Raw genomic sequence first — 18,790 nt, forward strand, 5'->3', positions numbered from 1 at the left:
CCGGGGTGAGGAAGGCCGTCGCGGTGACCGTGTCGACCCGCGTCGTGCGCCGCCGACCGGATGATCGCCCCGCCCTCGAACCACGGGACACCGCTGCCCGCGGCGTGGTGCTGGATGTCGTCATCCGGTGACTCCGTCGTCGTCTCGCGGACGGGGAGGGACCGCGGCGCTGCTCGCACCGCGGTCCCGGTGTTCCCGGCCTACTTGTTCTTCGTGTCCTTCGCCAGCTGGGCGTTGACGGTGTCCTGAGCCTCCCGGAAGGCCTTCTCAGCCGGCACGTGCTGCAACACGACCTCCTGCGTCGCCTTCACGGTCGCCTGCGTCATCACGCTTCCGGAGGACCCGGGCATCGGCGTCAGCAGGGCGGCGGTACGGGCGGACGCGCCGAAGATCGCGATGTTCGACGGCGGCTTGCCGCCCGTGTCCTTCCAGGTGCCGTGGTCGATGCCGTCGTTGGTCGGGGGGATCACGCCGCCGACCTTCTGGGCCACCGCCATGCCGTCCTTGCTGTAGAACCACTTCAGGAAGGCCCAGGCGGCATCCTGGTTCTTGCTCGTCTGCGAGATCGAGAGCCCGTAGGACCCGCCGCCCGCGGTCGACTTGCCGTTGATCGTCGGCATCGTCTGCACGTTCCAGTCATCCTTCACGGTCTTCTGGAGCCCGGGGATGCCCGCTCTCGAGCCGATGCCCATCGCGACGTTGCCCGCACCGAATCCGAGCGATGCGTCGTTCGGGTTGGCCGAGTAGGGGTTCGACGACGTGCCGTACATGCTGATCAGGAGCTTCCACCCCTTCACGGCGTCGGCGCTGCCGATGTCCGACTTGCCCGTCTTGCCGTTGTAGACGTCGGCACCGAAGGCCCTGAGCACCGGGCCGAAGACGAGCTGATTGCTGCCGTCGGTGAGCGGCGCCTTGATGCCGTACACCTTGCCGCCGCTCTTGGCCTGGATCTCCTTCGCCACGCGCATCATGTCGTCCCAGGTCCAGTCCGACTTCGGATACTCGGTGACGCCGTACTTGTCGAAGAGCGTCTTGTCGTAGAAGAGCCCGACCGAATCGGCACTGACCGGCAGACCGGTCACTTGATCGGGATGATTGATCGGCCGGTACTGCCCGACGAACGGTGCCACGAAGTCGTCGAGCTTCAGGGAGCCGAGCTTGCCGTCCTTGATGCCGGGAGCGAGGTCGAGCGGGACGTTGGCCTTCGCCAGAGTGTCGGCGAGGTAGTCGACGTTGAAGAAGACGTCGGGCAGCTTGCCGCTGATGCGCGCCGTGGCCAACTGCTGGGCGTACTTCGCGCCGTCATCGGTGGTCGCGCGCACCTCGACCTTGCGCTGGGGGAATTTCTTCGTGTACGCGTCCGCGTACTGCTGGAACTGCGGCTGGAGCGAGTTCACCGTCTGCAGCACGATGGTGCTGCCGTCGATCTCACCTGCGGAGCCGGTGGCGGCGGCGTTGCCTCCGCAGGCGGCGAGCATCGGAACCACCGCGACCGCCGCGGCGACCGCGATCCATGTGCGGCGGACCCGTGATGTGCGTGACGTCATTGTCCACTTCCTTCCTCGATGAATGGTGCGGGGTTGGTGCCGATGCCGGCCGCAAGAAGCTCCTCATGCCGGTATTGAAACCTTTCATATTCTGAGCAGGGCGAGGACGTGTGTCAAGCGCGGCGCAAGATTCCCCGTATTCCGGGGCCCCGGGGGCCGGGCAACGCGTCTCACAACGGTCAGAACTGGAACGTTCCTTGCCGTCATAAGACGTTTCAAATCTCCCGGGTCATTCCGACCCACCCCCTTCAGGCGGGCTGCGAACTCTCGCGGACGACCAGCTCGGGAGGCAGTTGGAGATGCTCGTGCCGGTGTCCGGCCTTATCCGTCGCCTCGTCGAGCACGAGCCGGACCGCCTCCCGGGCAAGGTCTCTCTTCGGCTGCCGGATCGTGGAGAGCGGCACGATCGCGGACGCTGCGTAGTCGATGTCGTCGTAGCCGACGATCGCGATGTCGTGCGGAAGTCGCACGCCCGCCCGGACGAGCGATTGCATCAACCCGAGCGCAAGCAGATCGTTCGCCGCGAAGACGGCGTCGGGCCGATCCTCCGACAGTCCGGCCAGCCGCTCCCCCGCGGCTCGCCCGTCGGCGATTGTCTGGTCGGCGGTGTCGATATGGCTCAGCTTGACCCCGGAGGTCTCGGCGCAGGCGCGCATCGCGCCGGTCCACCGGTCCTGCACCTGGTGCAGAGGACCGCCGAGGAAGGCGATGTGGCGCCGGCCCTGCTCCACGAGGTGCGACACGGCGAGGTAGCCACCCGCGTCGCCGTCCATCGCGACCGTGCAGAAGTCGCCGGTGTCGCGATGGTTCGAGAAGAGCACGAGCGGGGTGCCTCGCTCGCGAAGGCGACGGATGCGCGCCGTCGGCCCATCGAGCGGGGCGATCAGCATGCCGCGCACGCGCTGCTCCTCGAAGAGGTCGATGTAGCGCTCCTCACGTCGAGGAAGCTGGTCGCTGCTGCCGAGCACGACCGTGCACCCGAGTTGCTCGGCGGCCGTCTCGCTCGCGTGGGCCAGCTCCGCGAAGAACGGGTTCGCCACATTCAGGACGATCATCCCGAACGTCGTGCCCCCACCCATCTTCAGCTGGCGTGCGAGGTCGTTGCGCACGAAACCGAGCTCGTCGATGACCCGCTGCACCTTGATCAGGGTCTCCTCGGAGACCAGGTCCGGCTTGTTCAGGACGTTCGAGACCGTGCCGATGGAGACACCTGCGCGTGCGGCGACGTCACGAATCCCCACCGAACCAGCCACGTCCGCACCTTTCCTCGGGTCGCATTTGACACGAGCCCACGTCCGATCCTATTTTACGATGAAACGGTTCAATGTCGGTTGCGCTTCGGCTCTCGAAGGGCGCGCCCTCCCCAATTCCGGAAAGGCGGACCCGCGTGAGCCCCGTCACCCAGATCGACGCCTCGGGCGTCCCGGTGAGGATCTACCGTCCCGATCGGCCCCGGGGCGACGCGCTGCTGTGGCTGCACGGCGGCGGCTTCTCGGGAGGCGACCTCCGGATGCCGGAGGCCGACTGGGTCGCCACGACGCTCGCCGCGCGCGGCCACCTCGTCGTGACGGCCGACTATCGTCTGGCCACGGACACCGTGCGCTTCCCCGCCCCGTCCGACGACGTCCTGATCGCCTGGGCCTGGCTGCGCCGGAACGCGGCCGAGCTCGGCGCCCCCCGCTCTGCACACCTCGGAGGCGCCAGCGCCGGCGGCAACCTCGCGCTCGGCGCCGCGCTTCGTCTGCGCGACGGCGACCCTGTCGCGGGCGCCACGCGGCCGCCGGACACCATCGTCCTGGCCTACCCCACCCTGCACGCCGTGCAACCGGCGCCGTCCGCAGCGCTCGCTGCGCTGCTCGAGCAGCTTCCTGCCGGCCAGCGCAGCGAGCCCGACTACGTCACGGCCATGTACACGCGGTTCATCCGCGAGCCGCTCGACCGGGCTCCGGCCGCCGCGATTCCCGGCGTGGTCGCACCGGACGGCCTGCCCCCGGTGATGATCGTGGCGAGCGAGATCGACGGGCTGCGCCCGTCGGCCCAGGCATACGCCGAGCTGCTCTCGGCGCATGGCATCGAGCACGAGTACATCGTCGAGCCCGGGGTGCGTCACGGTCACCTCAACCAGCCCGACGAGCCGGCGGCGCTGACGACCCTCGACCGCTTCAGCAGGTGGCTGGACGCGCACTCCTGAGCCGGCTCATCCGCGCGAGTCGGTTCCCCCTCGTGCGGGGCGCTCGCCGATCGCGGTGCCCGGGACGACTCCCGTGCCGGGCGCGTGCTTGTCACGTTCGGCGATGAGCCAATCCGGTCGCTCGTCCAGCAGCGCCCGGATCTCGGCCGTCGTCATCGCGTCGCTCACGCCCGAGCGCGCGAGGGCCGAGTTCGAGACGCCGAGCCGGCGCGCCGTCTCGGAGCGGGTATGCGGTCCCTCGCGACGCAGGGTGACGAGCCACTCCGGCGGGTCGGCCTGCAGCGCCTGCAGCGCGTCCCGGGAGATCGGCGCCGCGCGGAATGCCTCCGGGGTCGCCGGCAGGTAGACACCGAGCTTCTGGGCGGCGGTCTCGGGCTTCAGCAATTGCTGCTGCCGCGGCTTCGGCTGCTGGCGGCGGTCCTCGCGCGGGATGTCGGTCACCCCCCGAGCGTACGGGCCGCGGCTAGCCTGAGCGCATGGCGGCCGACGCGAGGGTGCTCGTCGTCGCGTTCGTGCCGGGCGTGACGCCGGGCAAGTGGGAGCGGATCTGGCGCGAACGGCGTCCGGGCGGACGGCTCGAGCTCCGGCCGCTGGTTCAGGATGCCGCCCTCTCCGCACTCGACGAGGGCGCCGTGCAGATGGCCTTCCTCCGCGACATCGTCGCCGATGATCGACGGCACGCCATCTCGCTGTACCGGGAGCGGCCGGTCGTGATCGCGCCGCGCGGATCGCTCGTGGCGAGCCTCGGCGAGGTCGACCTCGCCGATCTGCCGGGCGAGAACCTGCTCGACGTGGACCTTGCGCGAGGCGACGGCGCACCGGCCGTCGACCTGGTGGCGGCGAACGTCGGCGTCGCGATCCTGCCCCAGTCGGTCGCGCGAGCCCTCTCGCGCAAGGACGTCGTCGCCCGCCCGCTGCGCGACGCACCGGACACCGGCATCTCGCTCGTCTGGCCCACGGCTTCCGCGCATCCGCTCGCCGACACCTTCATCGGCATCGTGCGCGGGCGCACCGCGCACAGCTCACGCTAGCTCGCACCACCACGGGAGGTCACAGCGCGGTGGCCATCCGGCCGCCCGCCGTTTCCAGGTACTGCGCATTCAGGGCACCGGTCACCTCTGGGTCACCGAATGCATCATCAGCTACGACGGCGCACCGACCTTCTCCGTCTCCATCATGGAGTTCGACCGCGACCGTGTCGTGCACGAAACCCAGTACTTCGCCGATCCGTTCGAGGCGCCCGAATGGCGTCGTGAGATCGCCGAGTGGATGCCGGGTCGCGATCCCGAGGCCGGCTGACGCGCCACTGCGACCCGTGGGCCATGCCGCGACGCGTTCTCAGCGTCCCGCGACGTGCAGCAGGCGGAATTCGCGCCGCCGCAGCAGGCGCAGGATGAGGTTGCGCGGAGCGCCGAACGCCCTCATCCCCGCCGCCGTCTCCAGCCGGTCCATCCGGTCGATCGCGAAGGTGGCACCGCCCCGGATGATCGTGCACCGCCCGTGCGCCGCGACGACATTCCGGTACCACGACACGTTCTCGCCGTAGGTGAGCTCGGCGACGAAACCCTGCGGCACCTCGGCGAGGATCAGCGGCGTCTCGAAGACCGTGCCGGTCGTTCGGCCCACGTGCCGGACGAGCGAGAACGGACCGCGTCCGCTGCGGGCCGCCCGCAGCGCGATCGGGTTGATCGTGTGCTTGAGCACCGTGAAGAAGCCGCTGCGCAGACTCACGACTGCTCCCCGTAGAAGCCGCGCTCGAACACCTGCCGCGCGAGCCGGGTGGCTCGGAGGTAGTCCTCCTCGAGCTGCGAGGCGCTGCCGGGCGGGTACTCCAGCAGGCGGGCGACGCCGTCGAGGGCGCGGCGGTCGGTGGGCAGCACATCCGCCGTCTTCACCGTCCACAGCGTCATCGCGGACCGGGCGCGCGAGGCGATGAGCCACGCAGCGCGCAGACGCTCGGCGTCCGGAGCCGGCACGAGGCCCGCCTCGGCCGCGGCCGCGAGCGCGTGCAGGGTGGATGTCGTGCGCAGCGCCGGCAACGAGGCGGCGTGCTGCAGTTGCAGCAGCTGGACGAACCACTCGACATCGCTCAGCGACCCTCGCCCGAGCTTCACGTGCCGCGACGGATCGGCACCCTGCGGCAGCCGCTCCGCCTCGACGCGCGCCTTGATCCGCCGCACCTCGCGCGCGTCGGCGACCGACAGCACGCGCGGGTAGCGGATCTCGTCGGCCAGCTCCGTGAACGCAGCCAGCAGGCCGGCATCCCCCGCCGCCCCCCGCGCCCGCAGCAGCGCCTGCGCCTCCCAGGTGAGCGACCAGCGCGCGTAGTAGGCGCGATACGACTCGAGGGAGCGCACGACCGCGCCGTTGCGGCCCTCCGGGCGCAGCCCGATGTCCAGGTCGAGCGGCAGCCGCAGGTCCTCGGTGAGCCGGTTGAGCTCCTTCACGATCTGCTCCGCGGTGCGCTGCGCCCGGTCGTCGTCCGCGCCGGCCGACCGGTACACGTACATCACGTCGGCGTCGCTGCCGAAGCCCAGCTCGGCTCCGCCGTACCGGCCCATCGCGATCACGCCGAACTCGATCCCGTCGCCCGGTCGATGCACGAGCGACAGCACCCCCTGCAGCAGCGCGCTCGTGATGTCGGCGAGAGCGACGCCCAGCTCCTCGACCGTGATGAGGCCCAGGATGCCGGCCAGCGCCATCCGCAGCACCTCGCGTCGCCGCGCCGTGCGCAACGCACTCGCCGCCCCGTCCGCGTCGTCCGCGTGCCGCGCGACCGTCGCGTTGGTCTCATCCAGCAGCGCCGCGAGCGACCTCGGCCGCAGCTCCGCGTCGTTCTCCAGCCACTCGGCGGCCTCCGGGATCCGTTCCAGCAGCCCGCCCACGAACCGCGACCCGGAGAGAACCTCGGTCAGCCGCTTCGCGGCACCCGACGAGTCGCGCAGCATCCGAAGGAACCAGTACGCCTCGCCCAGGTCGTCGCTCAGCCGCCGGAACGCGAGCAGGCCGTAGTCGGGGTCCGCCCCGTCCGAGAGCCACTGCAGCATGACGGGCAGCAGCGTGCGCTGGATCTGCGCCCGGCGCGAGACGCCGCTCGTCAGGGCCGCGATGTGCCGCAGCGCCCCCGCCGGGTCCTGGAAGCCGATCGCCGCCAGCCGCGCCTCCGCCTGCGCGCTCGTCAGCGCGTACCCGTCCTCCGGCAGCGCCGCCACCGCCGAGAGCAGCGGCCGGTAGAACAGCCGCTCGTGCAGGCCCCGCACCTCGTGCTTGACCCGCTGCCACGCCTCGAGCAGGCCGTCGGCGGTCGTGGCCAGCGCACTCGCCCGGGCGAGCACCCGCAGCGCGTCCTCCTCGCGGGGCATGAGGTGGGTGCGGCGCAGCCGCGACAGTTGCAGCCGGTGCTCCAGCGTGCGCAGGAACCGGTAGTCGCTCGCGAATTCGGCCGCCTCGACCCGGCCGATGTAGCCGTGCTCGGCGAGGGCGGCGAGCGCTTCGAGGGTCGAGCGCTGCCGCACCCCCGCATCGGCATGCCCGTGCACGAGCTGCAGCAGCTGGATCGTGAACTCCACGTCGCGCAGCCCTCCCGGACCGAGCTTCAGCTGCACGTCGACCTCGTCGGCCGGGATGTGCGCCGTCACCCGCTCGCGCATCGCCTGCACCGACTCGACGAACCCCTCGTGGGTCGACACCGCCCAGACCATGGGCGCGACCCCGGCGACGTAGCGCTCCCCGAGCTGCCGGTTCCCGGCGAGCGGCCGCGCCTTCAGCAGCGCCTGGAACTCCCACGACTTGGCCCAGCGCTCGTAGTACGCCAGGTGCGACTCGAGCGTGCGCACCAGCGCGCCGTCCTTGCCCTCGGGGCGCAGGTTGGCGTCCACCTCCCACAGGCCCGGCTCGAGCGCCGCTTCCTGGATGCCGCGCATCGTGTCGCGCGCCAGCTTCGTCGCCCGCGCGACCGCCTCGTCGTCGCCCTCGGTCACGAAGATGACGTCGACGTCGCTCAGGTAGTTGAGCTCCCGCGCACCGGACTTGCCCATGCCGATGATCGCGAGCGGCGTGCCGTCGTCGCCGGACGCCGCCCGCGCCGCGGCGAGCGACGCGTCGAGGGCGGCGCCCGCGAGATCCGCGAGAGCCGACGCCACGCGGTCGACGACGGCCGCGGGATCGGGTTGCGCGAGGTCCCACGCCGCGAGCCGCAGCAGCTCGCGCCGGTACGCGACGCGCAGCGCATTCCAGGCCCGCTCCCCCGTGCCGGAGGCCTCGATCGGGGCCGGCTCACCCGGATCGGTGATCGGCCGGCACAGGGCGTCCAGGTGCTCCGGATGCCGTCCCAGGAACGCCGCGAGCCCCTCCGACGCGCCGAGCACCCGTACGAGAGAGGCCGCCGACCCCGACTCGCCGTCCGTCGCGTCCGCCAGCACCGCCGCCGTCTCCGTCGGGGCCGACTCGAGCAGGCCGAGCAGCAGCCGCAGCGCCTGATCGGGGTCCGCGGCGAGCGCGAACAGCGGCACGAGCCTCGCCGGATCGAGCTCCTCCGGGATGTGCTCGAGCCGCCCGGACGCCTCCCCCAGTCCCGCGAAGCCGAGCCGCGCGAGGTCGGTGAGGGTCGACGCCGATCGGCTCACGAGGTTTCGGGGCTCACAGGATCTCGAGGTTGCTCTCGAGCTCGAACGGGGTCACCCGCGAGCGGTAATCGTTCCACTCCCGCCTCTTGTTGAGCAGCACGTATTCGAAGACCTGCTCGCCGAGGGTCTCGGCCACCAGTTCGCTGTGCTCCATGAGCCGCAGCGCCTCGTCCAGTGAGCCCGGGAGCCGGTCGTAGCCGAGGGCGCGCCGCTCGGCGCTCGTGAGGCTCCACACGTCGCCTTCGGCCTCCGGCGGCAGCTCGTAGCCCTCCTCGATGCCCTTCAGGCCCGCCGCGAGCAGCAGCGCGAAGCCGAGGTACGGGTTCACGGCGGAGTCCAGCCCGCGGTACTCGACGCGCGCGCTGTTGCCCTTGCCGGGCTTGTACAGCGGCACCCGCACGAGCGCCGAGCGGTTGTTGTGGCCCCACGTGATGTAGCTCGGAGCCTCGTCGCCGCCCCACAGTCGCTTGTACGAGTTCACGAACTGGTTCGTCACCGCCGTCACCTCGGGCGCGTGCCGCAGCAGGCCGGCCACGAACTGGCGGCCGATCGCCGAGAGCTGGTACTGGCCTCCGGCGTCGTAGAACGCGTTGACGTCGCCCTCGAACAGCGAGAGGTGGGTGTGCATGCCGGAGCCCGGATGGTCGGTGAACGGCTTGGGCATGAACGTGGCGTAGGAGCCCTGCTCGATCGCGACCTCCTTGACCACCGTGCGGAAGGTCATGATGTTGTCGGCCATCGTCAGCGCGTCCGCGTAGCGCAGGTCGATCTCGTTCTGCCCCGGTCCGCCCTCGTGGTGGCTGAACTCGACCGAGATCGAGAGGTCCTCCAGCATCCGGACCGCACGACGACGGAAGTCGTGCGCGGTGCCGCCCGGCACGTTGTCGAAGTAGCCCGCCTTGTCGACCGGCACCGGCTGCCCATCGACGAGCTCCGACGACTTGAGCAGGTAGAACTCGATCTCGGGATGCGTGTAGAACGTGAAGCCGCGGTCGTTCGCCTTCGCGAGCGCGCGCTTCAGCACGTTGCGCGGGTCGGCGACCGCCGGCTGGCCGTCGGGCGTCGTGATGTCGCAGAACATGCGGGCCGTCGGGTCGATCTCGCCGCGCCAGGGCAGGATCTGGAAGGTCGTCGGGTCCGGATGGGCGAGCACGTCCGCCTCGGACGAGCGCGCGAGACCCTCGATCGCCGAGCCGTCGAATCCGACGCCCTCGCTGAAGGCGCCCTCCACCTCGGCGGGGGCGAGCGCGACCGACTTGAGCGTGCCCACGACGTCGGTGAACCACAGCCGCACGAACTTGACGCCGCGCTCCTCGATCGTGCGGAGGACGAAGTCACGCTGCTTGTCCACAGTGTCCTTTCCTGCGCCGCCGCCTCTGCGGCGCAGCCGCTTCGCCGGCCGCGCGCGAGCGCCCGGCTCCGCTGGCCCTTCGGTATCGCGCCGGAGGTGGCGGTCCGACCCGTCCTAGGCTACTGGCATGCCCCGTCTGCGATTGGCCCTGGCACAGACGAATCCGGTCGTCGGGAACTTCTCCGGCAATGCCGACGGCCTGGTCGCGGCGGCGCGCCGAGCCCGGGATGCCGGGGCCGACATCCTGCTCGCGGGCGAGATGGCCCTCTCCGGCTACCCGATCGAGGATCTCGCCGCCCAGCCCTCGTTCCTCCGCGCCGCGCACGACGCCGTCCCGGCCCTCGCCGAGCGGCTGGAGGCGGAGGGCCTCGGCGACCTCGTCGTCGTCGTCGGCTACCCCGACGGACCCTTCGAGCCGCGGCTGCTCGGCTCGTCCAACGCTCCGACCGCGGTCGCGCAGAACGCGGCCGCCGTGCTGCAGCACGGCGCGATCCAGGCCCGGTACGCCAAACACCACCTGCCGAACTACTCGGTCTTCGACGAGTACCGCATCTTCATCCCGGGCGACGAACTGCTCGTGCTGCGCACCGCCCGTCCCGGGGAACCGGCCGCGGACGTCGCGCTCATCATCTGCGAGGACCTGTGGCGCGACGGCGGCCCGGTCGGCCGCGTGCTGCAGGCCGACGCGGGGCTGCTGCTGGTGATCAACGCGTCGCCGTTCGAGCGCGACAAGGACGACGTGCGGCTGCCGCTCGTCACGCGGCGCGCGCAGGAGACCGACACGATCGTCGCGTACGTCAACATCGTCGGCGGCCAGGACGACCTCGTCTTCGACGGGGACAGCGTCGTGGTCGACGGCGCCGGCGCGATCCTCGCCCGGGCTCCGCAGTTCGAGGAGTACCTGCTTCTCGTCGACGTGGACCCGGACGAGGCGACCGACACCCCGCTGCCCGAGCACGTCGCCCGGGTCGACATCACCCTGCCGGCGTCGCCGGATCCGGCCGACCTGGCTCGGGACGTGGCGGTGCTGCCGGACGATCGCGAGCAGCTCTGGAACGCGCTCGTGCTCGGCCTGCGCGACTACGTGCGCAAGAACCGGTTCCCCTCGGTGGTGCTCGGGCTGTCGGGCGGCATCGACTCGAGCGTCGTCGCGGCCCTCGCCACCGACGCGATCGGCGCCGACAACGTGTACGGCATCTCGATGCCGAGCCGGTACAGCTCGCCGGGGTCGAAGGACGACGCGGCCGAACTCGCCGAGCGGCTCGGCATCCACTTCTCGGTGCAGGCGATCGCCGACCTGGTCGCGCCGATCGAGGAGCAGCTGCAGCTCACCGGCACCGCGGCCGAGAACGTGCAGGCGCGCATCCGGGGCATGATCTGGATGGCCGAGTCGAACATGCACGGCCACCTGGCGCTGACCAACGGCAACAAGACCGAGGTCGCGGTCGGGTACTCGACGATCTACGGTGACGCGGCCGGCGGCTTCGCGCCGATCAAGGACGTGCCGAAGACGCTCGTCTGGGAACTGGCGCGTTGGCGCAACGAGCACGCCCGCTCGCGCGGCGAGACCGAGCCGATCCCGGTCGCGTCGATCGAGAAGCCGCCGAGCGCCGAGCTGCGCCCGGATCAGACCGACCAGGACACGCTGCCGCCCTACGAGCTGCTCGACGCGATCCTGGAGCTGTACGTGACCCAGCGCCTCGGGCGCGAGGACATCGTGGCGCAGGGCTTCGACCACGACACGGTGTTCTTCGTCGCGAAGCTGGTCGACCAGTCGGAGTGGAAGCGCCGGCAGGGTGCGATCGGTCCGAAGATCTCGGGGATGGCGTTCGGCCGCGACCGGCGGCTCCCGATCACCTACCGGCCGAATCTCTGACCGCCGGCTCGAACTAGGCTCCTTCCATGGCCGATGGCGTCGTCAAGCGGGTCCGCACCCGGCACTTCCAGAACGCGAAGGAGCAGGGGATCCCGATCACGGGACTGACCAGCTACGACGCCCTCACCGCCGGCATCTTCGATCGGGCCGGCATCGACTTCCTGCTGGTGGGCGACTCCGCCGGCAACAACGTGCTCGGTTACGACACGACGCTGCCCGTGACGATCGATCACCTGATCCCGCTGACGCGCGCCGTCGCGGGTGCCGTGCAGCGCGCGCTGGTGGTCGCCGACATGCCCTTCGGGTCCTACGAGACCGGACCCGACGAGGCCCTGCACACCGCGTTCCGGTTCATGAAGGAGACCGGAGCGCACGCGGTGAAGCTCGAGGGCGGGGTGCGCTCGGCCGAGCAGATCCGCCGCGTGGTGGCCGCCGGCATCCCGGTCATGGCGCACATCGGCTTCACGCCGCAGAGCGAGCACCAGCTGGGCGGTCACGTCATCCAGGGCCGGGCCGGCTCGGGCGTCGAGCAGCTGCTCGCCGACGCGCACGCCGTCGAGGATGCCGGTGCCTTCGCGGTCGTCATGGAGATGGTGCCGGCGGAGGCCGCGAAGCGGGTGACCGAGGAGCTGCGCATCCCGACGATCAGCGTCGGGGCCGGACCGCACACGACCGGGCAGCTGCTGGTCTGGACGGACTGGGCGGGGCTCACGACCGGCCGGATCCCCAAGTTCGTGAAGAAGTACGCGGAGCTCGCCGAGATCCTCGACGGGGCCGCGAAGGCGTACATCGCCGACGTCGCCGCGGGCGCCTATCCCGACGCCGAGCACTCCTACGACGGGTAGGGGCGAGCCCGCGGAAGCACCACCACGACGACCACCAACAGGACCCCGAGGACGACCCCGACGCACCCGAGCACCAGGCCGGCCACGGACCTCGACCGACCCTGGGGACCGAGACCGAGTCGCTCCAGCCGGCGCGAGCGCGCGATCCCGAGGATGCCGAACACGATCGCGAACACCCCCGGCAGCAACGCGACGTTGAACAGGAGCGCCGAGACGATGCCCCAGAACAGGGCTCGGCCGGGGAAGGCCTGCTGCCGGGGGCACGAGCAGGTTGAGCGCCGTGAACCGGTCGTGACTGACCGACGGCGCGGGCGGATACACCGGCGCGGGCGGATACACCGGCGCGGTCGGATACACCGGCGCGGTCGGATGCACCGGCTGCGCGATGGGCGAGATGGGCGGCGTCCACGCCTCCGTCATCGGTGCAGCATGTCGTCCCATCGATCCCCCTGTCTCGATCGAACCATCCTCACCTGACGCGCGGGCGATCCGGCAGCCCCCGAACGGGTCGGTCCGCGTAACCTGGCCGCGTGGCGCGCGCGTGGGTGGGCATGTCCGGTTGGACCTACGCGCCGTGGCGCGGCGTCTTCTACCCGAAGGGGCTGCGTCAGGCCGACGAGCTCGACTACGCCTCGCACCGGGTCTCGTCCATCGAGATCAACGGCTCGTTCTACTCGTTGCAGAAGCCCACGAGCTGGATGTCATGGCGCGACGGCACGCCGGACGACTTCCTCTTCGCGGTCAAGGCACCGCGCTTCATCACGCACATCAAGCGCCTGAGCGACATCGACGAGCCCGTCGCCAACTTCTTCGCCTCCGGTCTGCTGGCTCTCGGTCCCAAGCTCGGGCCGATCCTGTGGCAGCTGCCGCCCAACCTCGACTACGACCGCGAACTGGTCGAGCGCTTCCTCGGGATGCTGCCCCACACGACGACCGCGGCCGCCGAGCTGGCGACCCGCCGTGGCGTGGAACGCATGAAGGACCGGGAGCATCTCGAGACCGATGCCGATCGCGTGCTGCGGCACGCCGTCGAGGTGCGCAACTACTCGTGGGACGACGAGCGCTTCGCCGCCCAGCTGGAGGCCCACGGCGTGGCGATGGTGCTCGGCGACAGCGCCGGACGCTGGCCGAAACTCGATTGGGTCACCGCCGACTTCGCGTATGCGCGACTGCACGGCGACAAGGAGCTCTACACGAGCGGCTACGACGACGCGGGTCTCGACACGTGGGAGGAGTGGACACGCGATCACCTCGACCACGACCGCGACGTCTACGTCTACTTCGACAACGACGCGAAGGTGCGCTCCCCCATCGACGCGATGTCGCTCATCGAGCGGCTGAGCGACCTCTGACCGGGCGCCCGGCCCGGCCGCTGATCAGTCGTCCTCGTCGTTCCAGGCGGCGGCGCGCTCCTGCGCGATCTGCGGTGCCCGCTCGGCCTCCTCGCGCGTGGCGTAGGGCCCGTCGCGATCGATCCCCAGCGACTGCGGTCCCTGCTCGACCTCGCCCGTCTTGTTGTTGTACCACCAGGTCGTGTCGTCGTCGGCACTCATAGGCTGAGCGTATGCCCCGCGACGCCGACGGTCACCTCGTTCCCGGCCGGATCTCGGCACGTCGCGACGTGCCGATCGGCATTCCGCGCCCGGAATACGTCGGAAAGGCCGAGCCGGCGGCGTACGACGGCGACGACCGCTACTCCCCCCTCGAGCTCGAGCGCATCCGCCGCGCGAGCCGGATCGCGGCGCAGGCGGTCGAGGCCATGGGCGCCGCCGTGCGGCCCGGCATCACCACCGACGACCTCGACGCCATCGGCCACGACTACCTCGTGGCGCACGATGCCTACCCCTCCGAGCTCGGCTACCGCGGCTACCCGAAGTCCACCTGCACCTCGGTCAACGAGGTCATCTGCCACGGCATCCCCGACGACACCGAGCTGTTCGACGGCGACATCGTCAAGATCGACATCACCGCCTACGTCGAGGGCATGCACGGCGACCTCTGCGCCGCCTTCCCGGTCGGCGAGGTGAGTCAGGATGCCGCCCTCCTCATCGATCGCACCCACGAGGCGATGATGCGCGGCATCCGGGCCATCGCACCGGGTCGGCAGGTCAACGTCATCGGCCGCGCGATCGAGAGCTATGCGAAGCGGTTCGGCTACGGCGTCGTGCGCGAGTACACCGGGCACGGTGTCGGCACCGCGTTCCACAGCGGTCTCGTCATCCCGCATTACGACGCCGCACCCGGCTACGACGCGCCGATCGAGCCCGGGATGGTCTTCACGGTGGAGCCGATGCTGACCATCGACGGATCGACCGCGTGGGACATCTGGGACGACGACTGGACCGTCGTCACCCGCAGCCGGGCGCTGACCGCGCAATGGGAGCACACGATCGTCGTCACCGAGCGGGGCGCGGAGATCCTGACCCGCCCGTAGCCGCACGAAGGGCCCGGTCGCCACCCGACCGGGCCCCCTCGTGCTGCTTGGTTCCTACTTGATCTTCTCGGCCTTGACGGCCGCGTCCCAGGCGCCCTGGTCGAACCACGTCGCGATGTCCGGCGAGTTCGAGATGGCGCCGACGTCGGCGGCCTGCTGCTCCTGCTCCTGGGCGCTGGCCTCGGAGTAGGCGCTCGAGGAGACGGGGAAGGTGTCGGACGACTTCAGCGCCGTGTAGAGGTCCTCGGCGTCGGCCTTCGACCCGCCCGCGTAGGCGAGCGCCGCGCTGATCCACTTCGCCTTGTCGTCGTTGAAGATCCGGGCCGCCTCGATCCACGCCTGATCGATCGCCTGGGCCAGGTCGGGGTTCGCCTTGTACCAGGCCGGCGTCGTGGCGATGAAGGAGTCGGCCACATCCGGGGCGACCTTCGACATCGTCGCGAGATCGTTGAAGCCCTGATCCGTGAGCGTCTTCACGTCCTGTGCGTGCACGAAGGTCGCCTGGATGTGGCCCGCGATCATGGCGCTGACCCGCACCGAGGCGCCGCCGGCGATCGTCTGCGTCACCTTCGACGCGTCGATGTGCTTGGCCTTCAGCAGAGCCGCGAACGCGAGCGCCTCGACGCCGTGCTGGTTCGACGTGCCGTAGATCTTGCCGGGCAGCTGCGTGACCTTCTTCAGCGACGGGGCACCGATGAAGTGGTAGTCGAGACGCGGCTGCGAGGGGCCGATGGCGATCAGGCCCGAGTTGATCGCGCTCGGGCCGGCGATCGCCCCGACCTGCGCGTCGCCGGAGAGCACGACGCGCACGGCGGCAGGGTCGCCGACCTGGTTGACGATCTTCGCGTCGGCGCCCCACTGCTGCAGGATCGACACCATCAGCGCGATCTTGGTGTCGCTCGTCGCCGGGGCGGCGCCGAGCGCGATGTTGATCGTCTTGCCGGTGAGGTCGGGCTCACCCGTCGCGGACGTGGCGTGCTTGGTCGCGGCGGGCGTCGACGTCGACGCGCAGCCGGCCAGCATGAGGCCCGTCGCCGCGGCGATGGCCGTGCCCGCGAGGAGCAGCCGCGTGACGCCGTGCGCACGGGATCGTATTCCGAGCATTTCGTTGCCTTCCTGTCTTGGTACCGGGTTGTACGTGCGAGCGCCCTCAGCCGAGTCCGAGCACGAGCTCGAGCACGCGGTCCCGGATCTGCGCTGCCTCGGGATTGCCGAGGAGTTCGACCTGGGTACGCGGACGCGGGAACGGCACGTCGATGAGTTCCGTGACCCGACCGGGTCGGGCGCCCATGACGACGATGCGATCCGAGAAGAAGACCGCCTCGTCGACGTCGTGGGTGACGAGCACACAGGTCGCCCCGCTCGCCTCGATGATCGAGGCGATCTCCTGCTGCAGTCGGCGGCGGGTGAACGCGTCGAGCGCCGAGAGCGGCTCGTCCATGAACAGCACCTCGGGGTCCGTGGCGAGCGCTCGGGCGAGCCCCGCCCGCTGCTGCATGCCCCCGGAGAGCTGGTGCGGATAGGAGTTGCGGAACTCGAGGAGGTTGGTCAGCTTCAGCTTGTCCTCGATGACGGCCTCGCGCTCGTCCGGCGGGAGCTGCTTGTACTCCAGCGCGAACGCCAGGTTGTCGTGCACGGATCGCCAGGGCAGCAGCGCCGGCTCCTGGAAGACGAACCCGACCTTGGACGGCACCCCGTTCACGAGGCGGCCGTCGATCCGGATCTCACCGCTGTCGCGCGCGATGAGCCCGGACATCATCCGCAGCAGGGTGGTCTTGCCGCAGCCCGAGGCGCCCACGAGCGAGACGAACTCGCCCTTGCCGACGCTCAGGTCGATGTCCTGCAGCGCGGTGAAGACGTCGCCGCCGGTCGTGATCGCCTCGGTGGCGCTCTGGGCGCCGCGCCGGCGCGAGCGCGCCGAGCGCTCCACCGGGCGGGAGAAGGTCTTGGTGACGCCCGTCACCTGGATCGCGGGGGTTGCGGTCGCGATGGACATGCGTGCTCCTGATCGGGTGGGGGCTCAGAGCTTGCCGCGGTCGACGGTCTGCGACCACGGAGCGATGTAGCGGCGGAGGATCTCGATGATGATGGTGCCGACGACGCCGACGATCGACGACGTGATGATCGCGGCCAGCAGCTTGGCGGTCTGGAACGAGTCGCCGAAGTCGACGATGAGACCGCCGAGGCCCTGGAGGCTGATGCTCATCTCGCCGATGATCACGCCGATGAGGGCCTTGCCGAGCGCGATGCGCAGGCCGGCGAAGATGTACGGCACCGCGTGCGGCAGGGCGACGTTGCGCACGACCGAGCTCTCCTTGGCGTGGTAGACGCTCGCCATGTCGAGCAGGATCGGCGGCGTGTTGCGGGTGCCCTCCGAGGTGTTGATGATCACCGTCCACACCGCGAGCAGGAACGTGATCACGACCTCGGCGGGGAAGCCGATCCCCGCCCAGATGACGACGAGCGGGGTCAGGGCGATCAGCGGCGTCGCCTGGAAGAACGAGACGTACGGGTTGATGACACGGTAGGCGACGATGGAGCGGCCCATGAGCAGCCCGACGCCGATCCCGACCACCGCGGCGATCCCGAAGCCGGCGCCGAGTGCTCCCATGGCGCGCAGGAACGCGAACCCCAGCTGACCGTTGACGACGAGCTCGCCAAGGGCGACGGCGACCGAACCGGGCGTCGCGAGCAGGATCGGGTTGAGATTCATGCCCACGATCTGCCACACGATGAGGAAGACCACCACCGAGAGGATCGGCAGCGTCCAGCGGCGGCGCAGGAACGTGCGGAGAGCGCTCGGCTCGGCGGGCGCCTCCGGATCCTGCACGGGCGACAGGTCGGGTCGCGGCGCCCGGCCGGGCGCGTCGTTCGTCAGTGCCATGGTGGTCTTCCTCGTGTGCGTGACGTGGCTAGCGGAGGTGGGGCAGGACCTCGGTGCCGAGCAGTTCGATCTGCTCGAACCAGCGGTCGAACTTGAAGCGGAAGTCGAAGACGAGATGCTCGACTCCGAGCGCCTCGAACTTCTTGACCTCCTGGACGGCCTCCTCGGGGCTGCCCGCGATGAGCTGCCCCTCGAGGTCCTCGACGGTCTCGAACGATCCCGACGGCGGCTTCACCGTGAACTTGGCCTTGTTCGCCCACGCGAGCAGGCCCGGGATGTTCACATCCCTGAGCGCCTCCTCGCGCGTCGCCTCGATGGAGGTCGGCGGGATGACCGCGATCGTCGGCATCGTCTTGCCCTGTTCGGCCGACAGCTCCTTGATCGTGTCGATGCGCTTGGCCATCGTCGCGAGCGAGATGCGCCCCGGCATCCAGCCGTCGCAGAACTCGACGGCGAGGCGCGCCGAACGCGGCGTCGCGCCGCAGTACCAGAACGGGATGCGCCCGCCGACCGGCTTCGGCTCGATGGAGATGTCGTTGAACGTGAACTGGTCGTCGCTGTAGCTGACGTTGTTCTCGGTGAACACGCGCTTCAGGATCTCCGCGTTCGAGCGCACGAGCTCCACGCGGTCGCGGCCGCCCCACTCGATGGCCTCGAACTCGTGGTCGAAGGTGCCCGCTCCGAACCCGAGGATGAGGCGGTTGCCGACGAGCTGGGTCATCGTGCCGGCCATGAGCGCCGTGAGGAGCGGATGACGGAACGGGATGAGCGACCCCGTGCCGAGCTCGATCTTCTCGGTGACCGCGCCGATCGCGGTGAGCGTCGTCAGGGCGTCGTAGAACTCGCGGTTGGGGGCCTCCATCTCCCCGTGCGGCTCGAAGACCAGGTGATCGCGCACCCAGACCGAGTCGAAGCCGAGCTCCTCGGCCCGCTGCGACCCGCGCAGCAGGTTGTCCTTGGAGGCGTGCTCGCCGAAGTGCGGGAGCAGGAGTCCGAATTTCATGGTGTCCTTTGGTCGTGAGGTGGGGAAGGCGGAT

At 70.3% G+C, this 18,790-nt stretch carries 19 protein-coding genes; 8 read left to right on the forward strand and 11 right to left on the reverse strand.

Features of this window, described 5'->3' with window-relative positions; translation table 11 throughout:
• Positions 1–5: 5 nt before the first annotated feature.
• The gene (locus tag ABD285_RS12120; protein ID WP_344202776.1) at positions 6–131 is read left to right on the forward strand and encodes a hypothetical protein; all 126 of its coding nucleotides are present in this window, start codon (positions 6–8) and stop codon (positions 129–131) included.
• A 69-nt stretch (positions 132–200) separates the two neighbouring features.
• Here ABD285_RS12120 and ABD285_RS12125 read toward each other — a convergent pair whose 3' ends face one another.
• Both ABD285_RS12125 and ABD285_RS12130 read right to left on the reverse strand, forming a co-directional pair.
• The gene (locus tag ABD285_RS12125) at positions 201–1,547 is read right to left on the reverse strand and encodes an ABC transporter substrate-binding protein (RefSeq protein WP_344202778.1); all 1,347 of its coding nucleotides are present in this window, start codon (positions 1,545–1,547) and stop codon (positions 201–203) included.
• Positions 1,548–1,795: 248 nt separating this feature from the next.
• Complete coding sequence (locus tag ABD285_RS12130) at positions 1,796–2,800, reverse strand: LacI family DNA-binding transcriptional regulator (RefSeq protein WP_344202780.1); 1,005 nt, start codon at positions 2,798–2,800, stop codon at positions 1,796–1,798.
• A gap of 134 nt (positions 2,801–2,934) precedes the next feature.
• Between ABD285_RS12130 and ABD285_RS12135 the strand changes: the two genes are divergently transcribed.
• Complete coding sequence (locus ABD285_RS12135) at positions 2,935–3,738, forward strand: alpha/beta hydrolase (RefSeq protein WP_344202782.1); 804 nt, start codon at positions 2,935–2,937, stop codon at positions 3,736–3,738.
• Between the two features lie 6 nt (positions 3,739–3,744).
• Here ABD285_RS12135 and ABD285_RS12140 read toward each other — a convergent pair whose 3' ends face one another.
• On the reverse strand, positions 3,745–4,179 hold the full coding sequence (locus tag ABD285_RS12140; RefSeq protein WP_284255332.1) for a DUF5997 family protein: 435 nt from the start codon (positions 4,177–4,179) through the stop codon (positions 3,745–3,747).
• A 35-nt stretch (positions 4,180–4,214) separates the two neighbouring features.
• Here ABD285_RS12140 and ABD285_RS12145 point away from each other — a divergent pair, with 35 nt between their 5' ends.
• Entirely contained in the window at positions 4,215–4,769 is a 555-nt protein-coding gene (locus ABD285_RS12145) for a LysR substrate-binding domain-containing protein (protein ID WP_284255331.1), read from the forward strand.
• A gap of 145 nt (positions 4,770–4,914) precedes the next feature.
• Positions 4,915–5,037 carry a hypothetical protein gene (locus ABD285_RS12150; protein ID WP_284255329.1) on the forward strand — a complete coding sequence of 41 codons (123 nt, stop codon included), beginning with the start codon at positions 4,915–4,917 and terminating at the stop codon, positions 5,035–5,037.
• A 39-nt stretch (positions 5,038–5,076) separates the two neighbouring features.
• Here ABD285_RS12150 and ABD285_RS12155 read toward each other — a convergent pair whose 3' ends face one another.
• Genes ABD285_RS12155 through ABD285_RS12165 form a run of 3 tightly spaced genes read right to left on the reverse strand, consistent with a single transcriptional unit; the run spans position 5,077 to position 9,714 of the window.
• Positions 5,077–5,469 carry a PNPOx family protein gene (locus ABD285_RS12155; protein ID WP_284255328.1) on the reverse strand — a complete coding sequence of 131 codons (393 nt, stop codon included), beginning with the start codon at positions 5,467–5,469 and terminating at the stop codon, positions 5,077–5,079.
• Positions 5,466–8,363, reverse strand: a complete 2,898-nt coding sequence (locus ABD285_RS12160) for a bifunctional [glutamine synthetase] adenylyltransferase/[glutamine synthetase]-adenylyl-L-tyrosine phosphorylase (RefSeq protein ID WP_344202785.1) — start codon at positions 8,361–8,363, stop codon at positions 5,466–5,468. Before ABD285_RS12160 ends, ABD285_RS12155 begins: the two co-directional genes overlap by 4 nt.
• Before the next feature lie 13 nt (positions 8,364–8,376).
• Entirely contained in the window at positions 8,377–9,714 is a 1,338-nt protein-coding gene (locus ABD285_RS12165) for a glutamine synthetase family protein (protein ID WP_284255327.1), read from the reverse strand.
• A 127-nt stretch (positions 9,715–9,841) separates the two neighbouring features.
• On the opposite strand from ABD285_RS12165, the gene ABD285_RS12170 reads away from it, so the two are divergent.
• The 3 genes from ABD285_RS12170 (at position 9,842) to ABD285_RS12180 (ending at position 13,787) form a co-directional block, all read left to right on the forward strand.
• The gene (locus ABD285_RS12170) at positions 9,842–11,590 is read left to right on the forward strand and encodes an NAD+ synthase (protein ID WP_284255326.1); all 1,749 of its coding nucleotides are present in this window, start codon (positions 9,842–9,844) and stop codon (positions 11,588–11,590) included.
• A 26-nt stretch (positions 11,591–11,616) separates the two neighbouring features.
• Positions 11,617–12,435 carry a 3-methyl-2-oxobutanoate hydroxymethyltransferase gene (gene panB / locus ABD285_RS12175; protein ID WP_284255325.1) on the forward strand — a complete coding sequence of 273 codons (819 nt, stop codon included), beginning with the start codon at positions 11,617–11,619 and terminating at the stop codon, positions 12,433–12,435.
• Between the two features lie 530 nt (positions 12,436–12,965).
• Complete coding sequence (locus tag ABD285_RS12180; RefSeq protein WP_284255323.1) at positions 12,966–13,787, forward strand: DUF72 domain-containing protein; 822 nt, start codon at positions 12,966–12,968, stop codon at positions 13,785–13,787.
• 24 nt (positions 13,788–13,811) lie between these two features.
• On the opposite strand, the gene ABD285_RS12185 is transcribed toward ABD285_RS12180, so the two are convergent.
• On the reverse strand, positions 13,812–13,988 hold the full coding sequence (locus tag ABD285_RS12185) for a methionine aminopeptidase (protein ID WP_284255322.1): 177 nt from the start codon (positions 13,986–13,988) through the stop codon (positions 13,812–13,814).
• 11 nt (positions 13,989–13,999) lie between these two features.
• On the opposite strand from ABD285_RS12185, the gene map reads away from it, so the two are divergent.
• Complete coding sequence (gene map / locus ABD285_RS12190; RefSeq protein WP_344202788.1) at positions 14,000–14,869, forward strand: type I methionyl aminopeptidase; 870 nt, start codon at positions 14,000–14,002, stop codon at positions 14,867–14,869.
• Between the two features lie 54 nt (positions 14,870–14,923).
• On the opposite strand, the gene ABD285_RS12195 is transcribed toward map, so the two are convergent.
• From ABD285_RS12195 to ABD285_RS12210, 4 genes are read right to left on the reverse strand one after another with little or no spacing between them, the layout of a single operon-like run.
• A complete protein-coding gene (locus ABD285_RS12195; protein WP_284255321.1) occupies positions 14,924–15,973 on the reverse strand; it encodes an ABC transporter substrate-binding protein in 1,050 nt (349 codons plus the stop codon).
• Positions 15,974–16,019: 46 nt separating this feature from the next.
• The gene (locus tag ABD285_RS12200) at positions 16,020–16,865 is read right to left on the reverse strand and encodes an ABC transporter ATP-binding protein (protein ID WP_284255319.1); all 846 of its coding nucleotides are present in this window, start codon (positions 16,863–16,865) and stop codon (positions 16,020–16,022) included.
• Between the two features lie 24 nt (positions 16,866–16,889).
• Entirely contained in the window at positions 16,890–17,753 is an 864-nt protein-coding gene (locus ABD285_RS12205) for an ABC transporter permease (RefSeq protein WP_284255318.1), read from the reverse strand.
• A 28-nt stretch (positions 17,754–17,781) separates the two neighbouring features.
• Positions 17,782–18,756, reverse strand: a complete 975-nt coding sequence (locus ABD285_RS12210; protein WP_284255317.1) for an LLM class flavin-dependent oxidoreductase — start codon at positions 18,754–18,756, stop codon at positions 17,782–17,784.
• Positions 18,757–18,790 lie beyond the last annotated feature (34 nt).

The sequence above is a fragment of the Pseudolysinimonas kribbensis genome (assembly GCF_039531715.1).
GTDB lineage: Bacteria > Actinomycetota > Actinomycetes > Actinomycetales > Microbacteriaceae > Pseudolysinimonas > Pseudolysinimonas kribbensis.

Coding starts and splice junctions, on each gene's coding strand:
- panB (WP_284255325.1), top strand. CDS start 11,617: ATGGCCGATGGCGTCGTCAAGCGGGTCCGCACCCGGCACTTCCAGAAC.
- map (WP_344202788.1), top strand. CDS start 14,000: ATGCCCCGCGACGCCGACGGTCACCTCGTTCCCGGCCGGATCTCGGCA.
- ABD285_RS12150 (WP_284255329.1), top strand. CDS start 4,915: ATGGAGTTCGACCGCGACCGTGTCGTGCACGAAACCCAGTACTTCGCC.
- ABD285_RS12200 (WP_284255319.1), bottom strand. CDS start 16,865: ATGTCCATCGCGACCGCAACCCCCGCGATCCAGGTGACGGGCGTCACC.
- ABD285_RS12205 (WP_284255318.1), bottom strand. CDS start 17,753: ATGGCACTGACGAACGACGCGCCCGGCCGGGCGCCGCGACCCGACCTG.
- ABD285_RS12170 (WP_284255326.1), top strand. CDS start 9,842: ATGCCCCGTCTGCGATTGGCCCTGGCACAGACGAATCCGGTCGTCGGG.
- ABD285_RS12210 (WP_284255317.1), bottom strand. CDS start 18,756: ATGAAATTCGGACTCCTGCTCCCGCACTTCGGCGAGCACGCCTCCAAG.
- ABD285_RS12185 (WP_284255322.1), bottom strand. CDS start 13,988: ATGAGTGCCGACGACGACACGACCTGGTGGTACAACAACAAGACGGGC.
- ABD285_RS12195 (WP_284255321.1), bottom strand. CDS start 15,973: ATGCTCGGAATACGATCCCGTGCGCACGGCGTCACGCGGCTGCTCCTC.
- ABD285_RS12145 (WP_284255331.1), top strand. CDS start 4,215: ATGGCGGCCGACGCGAGGGTGCTCGTCGTCGCGTTCGTGCCGGGCGTG.
- ABD285_RS12125 (WP_344202778.1), bottom strand. CDS start 1,547: ATGACGTCACGCACATCACGGGTCCGCCGCACATGGATCGCGGTCGCC.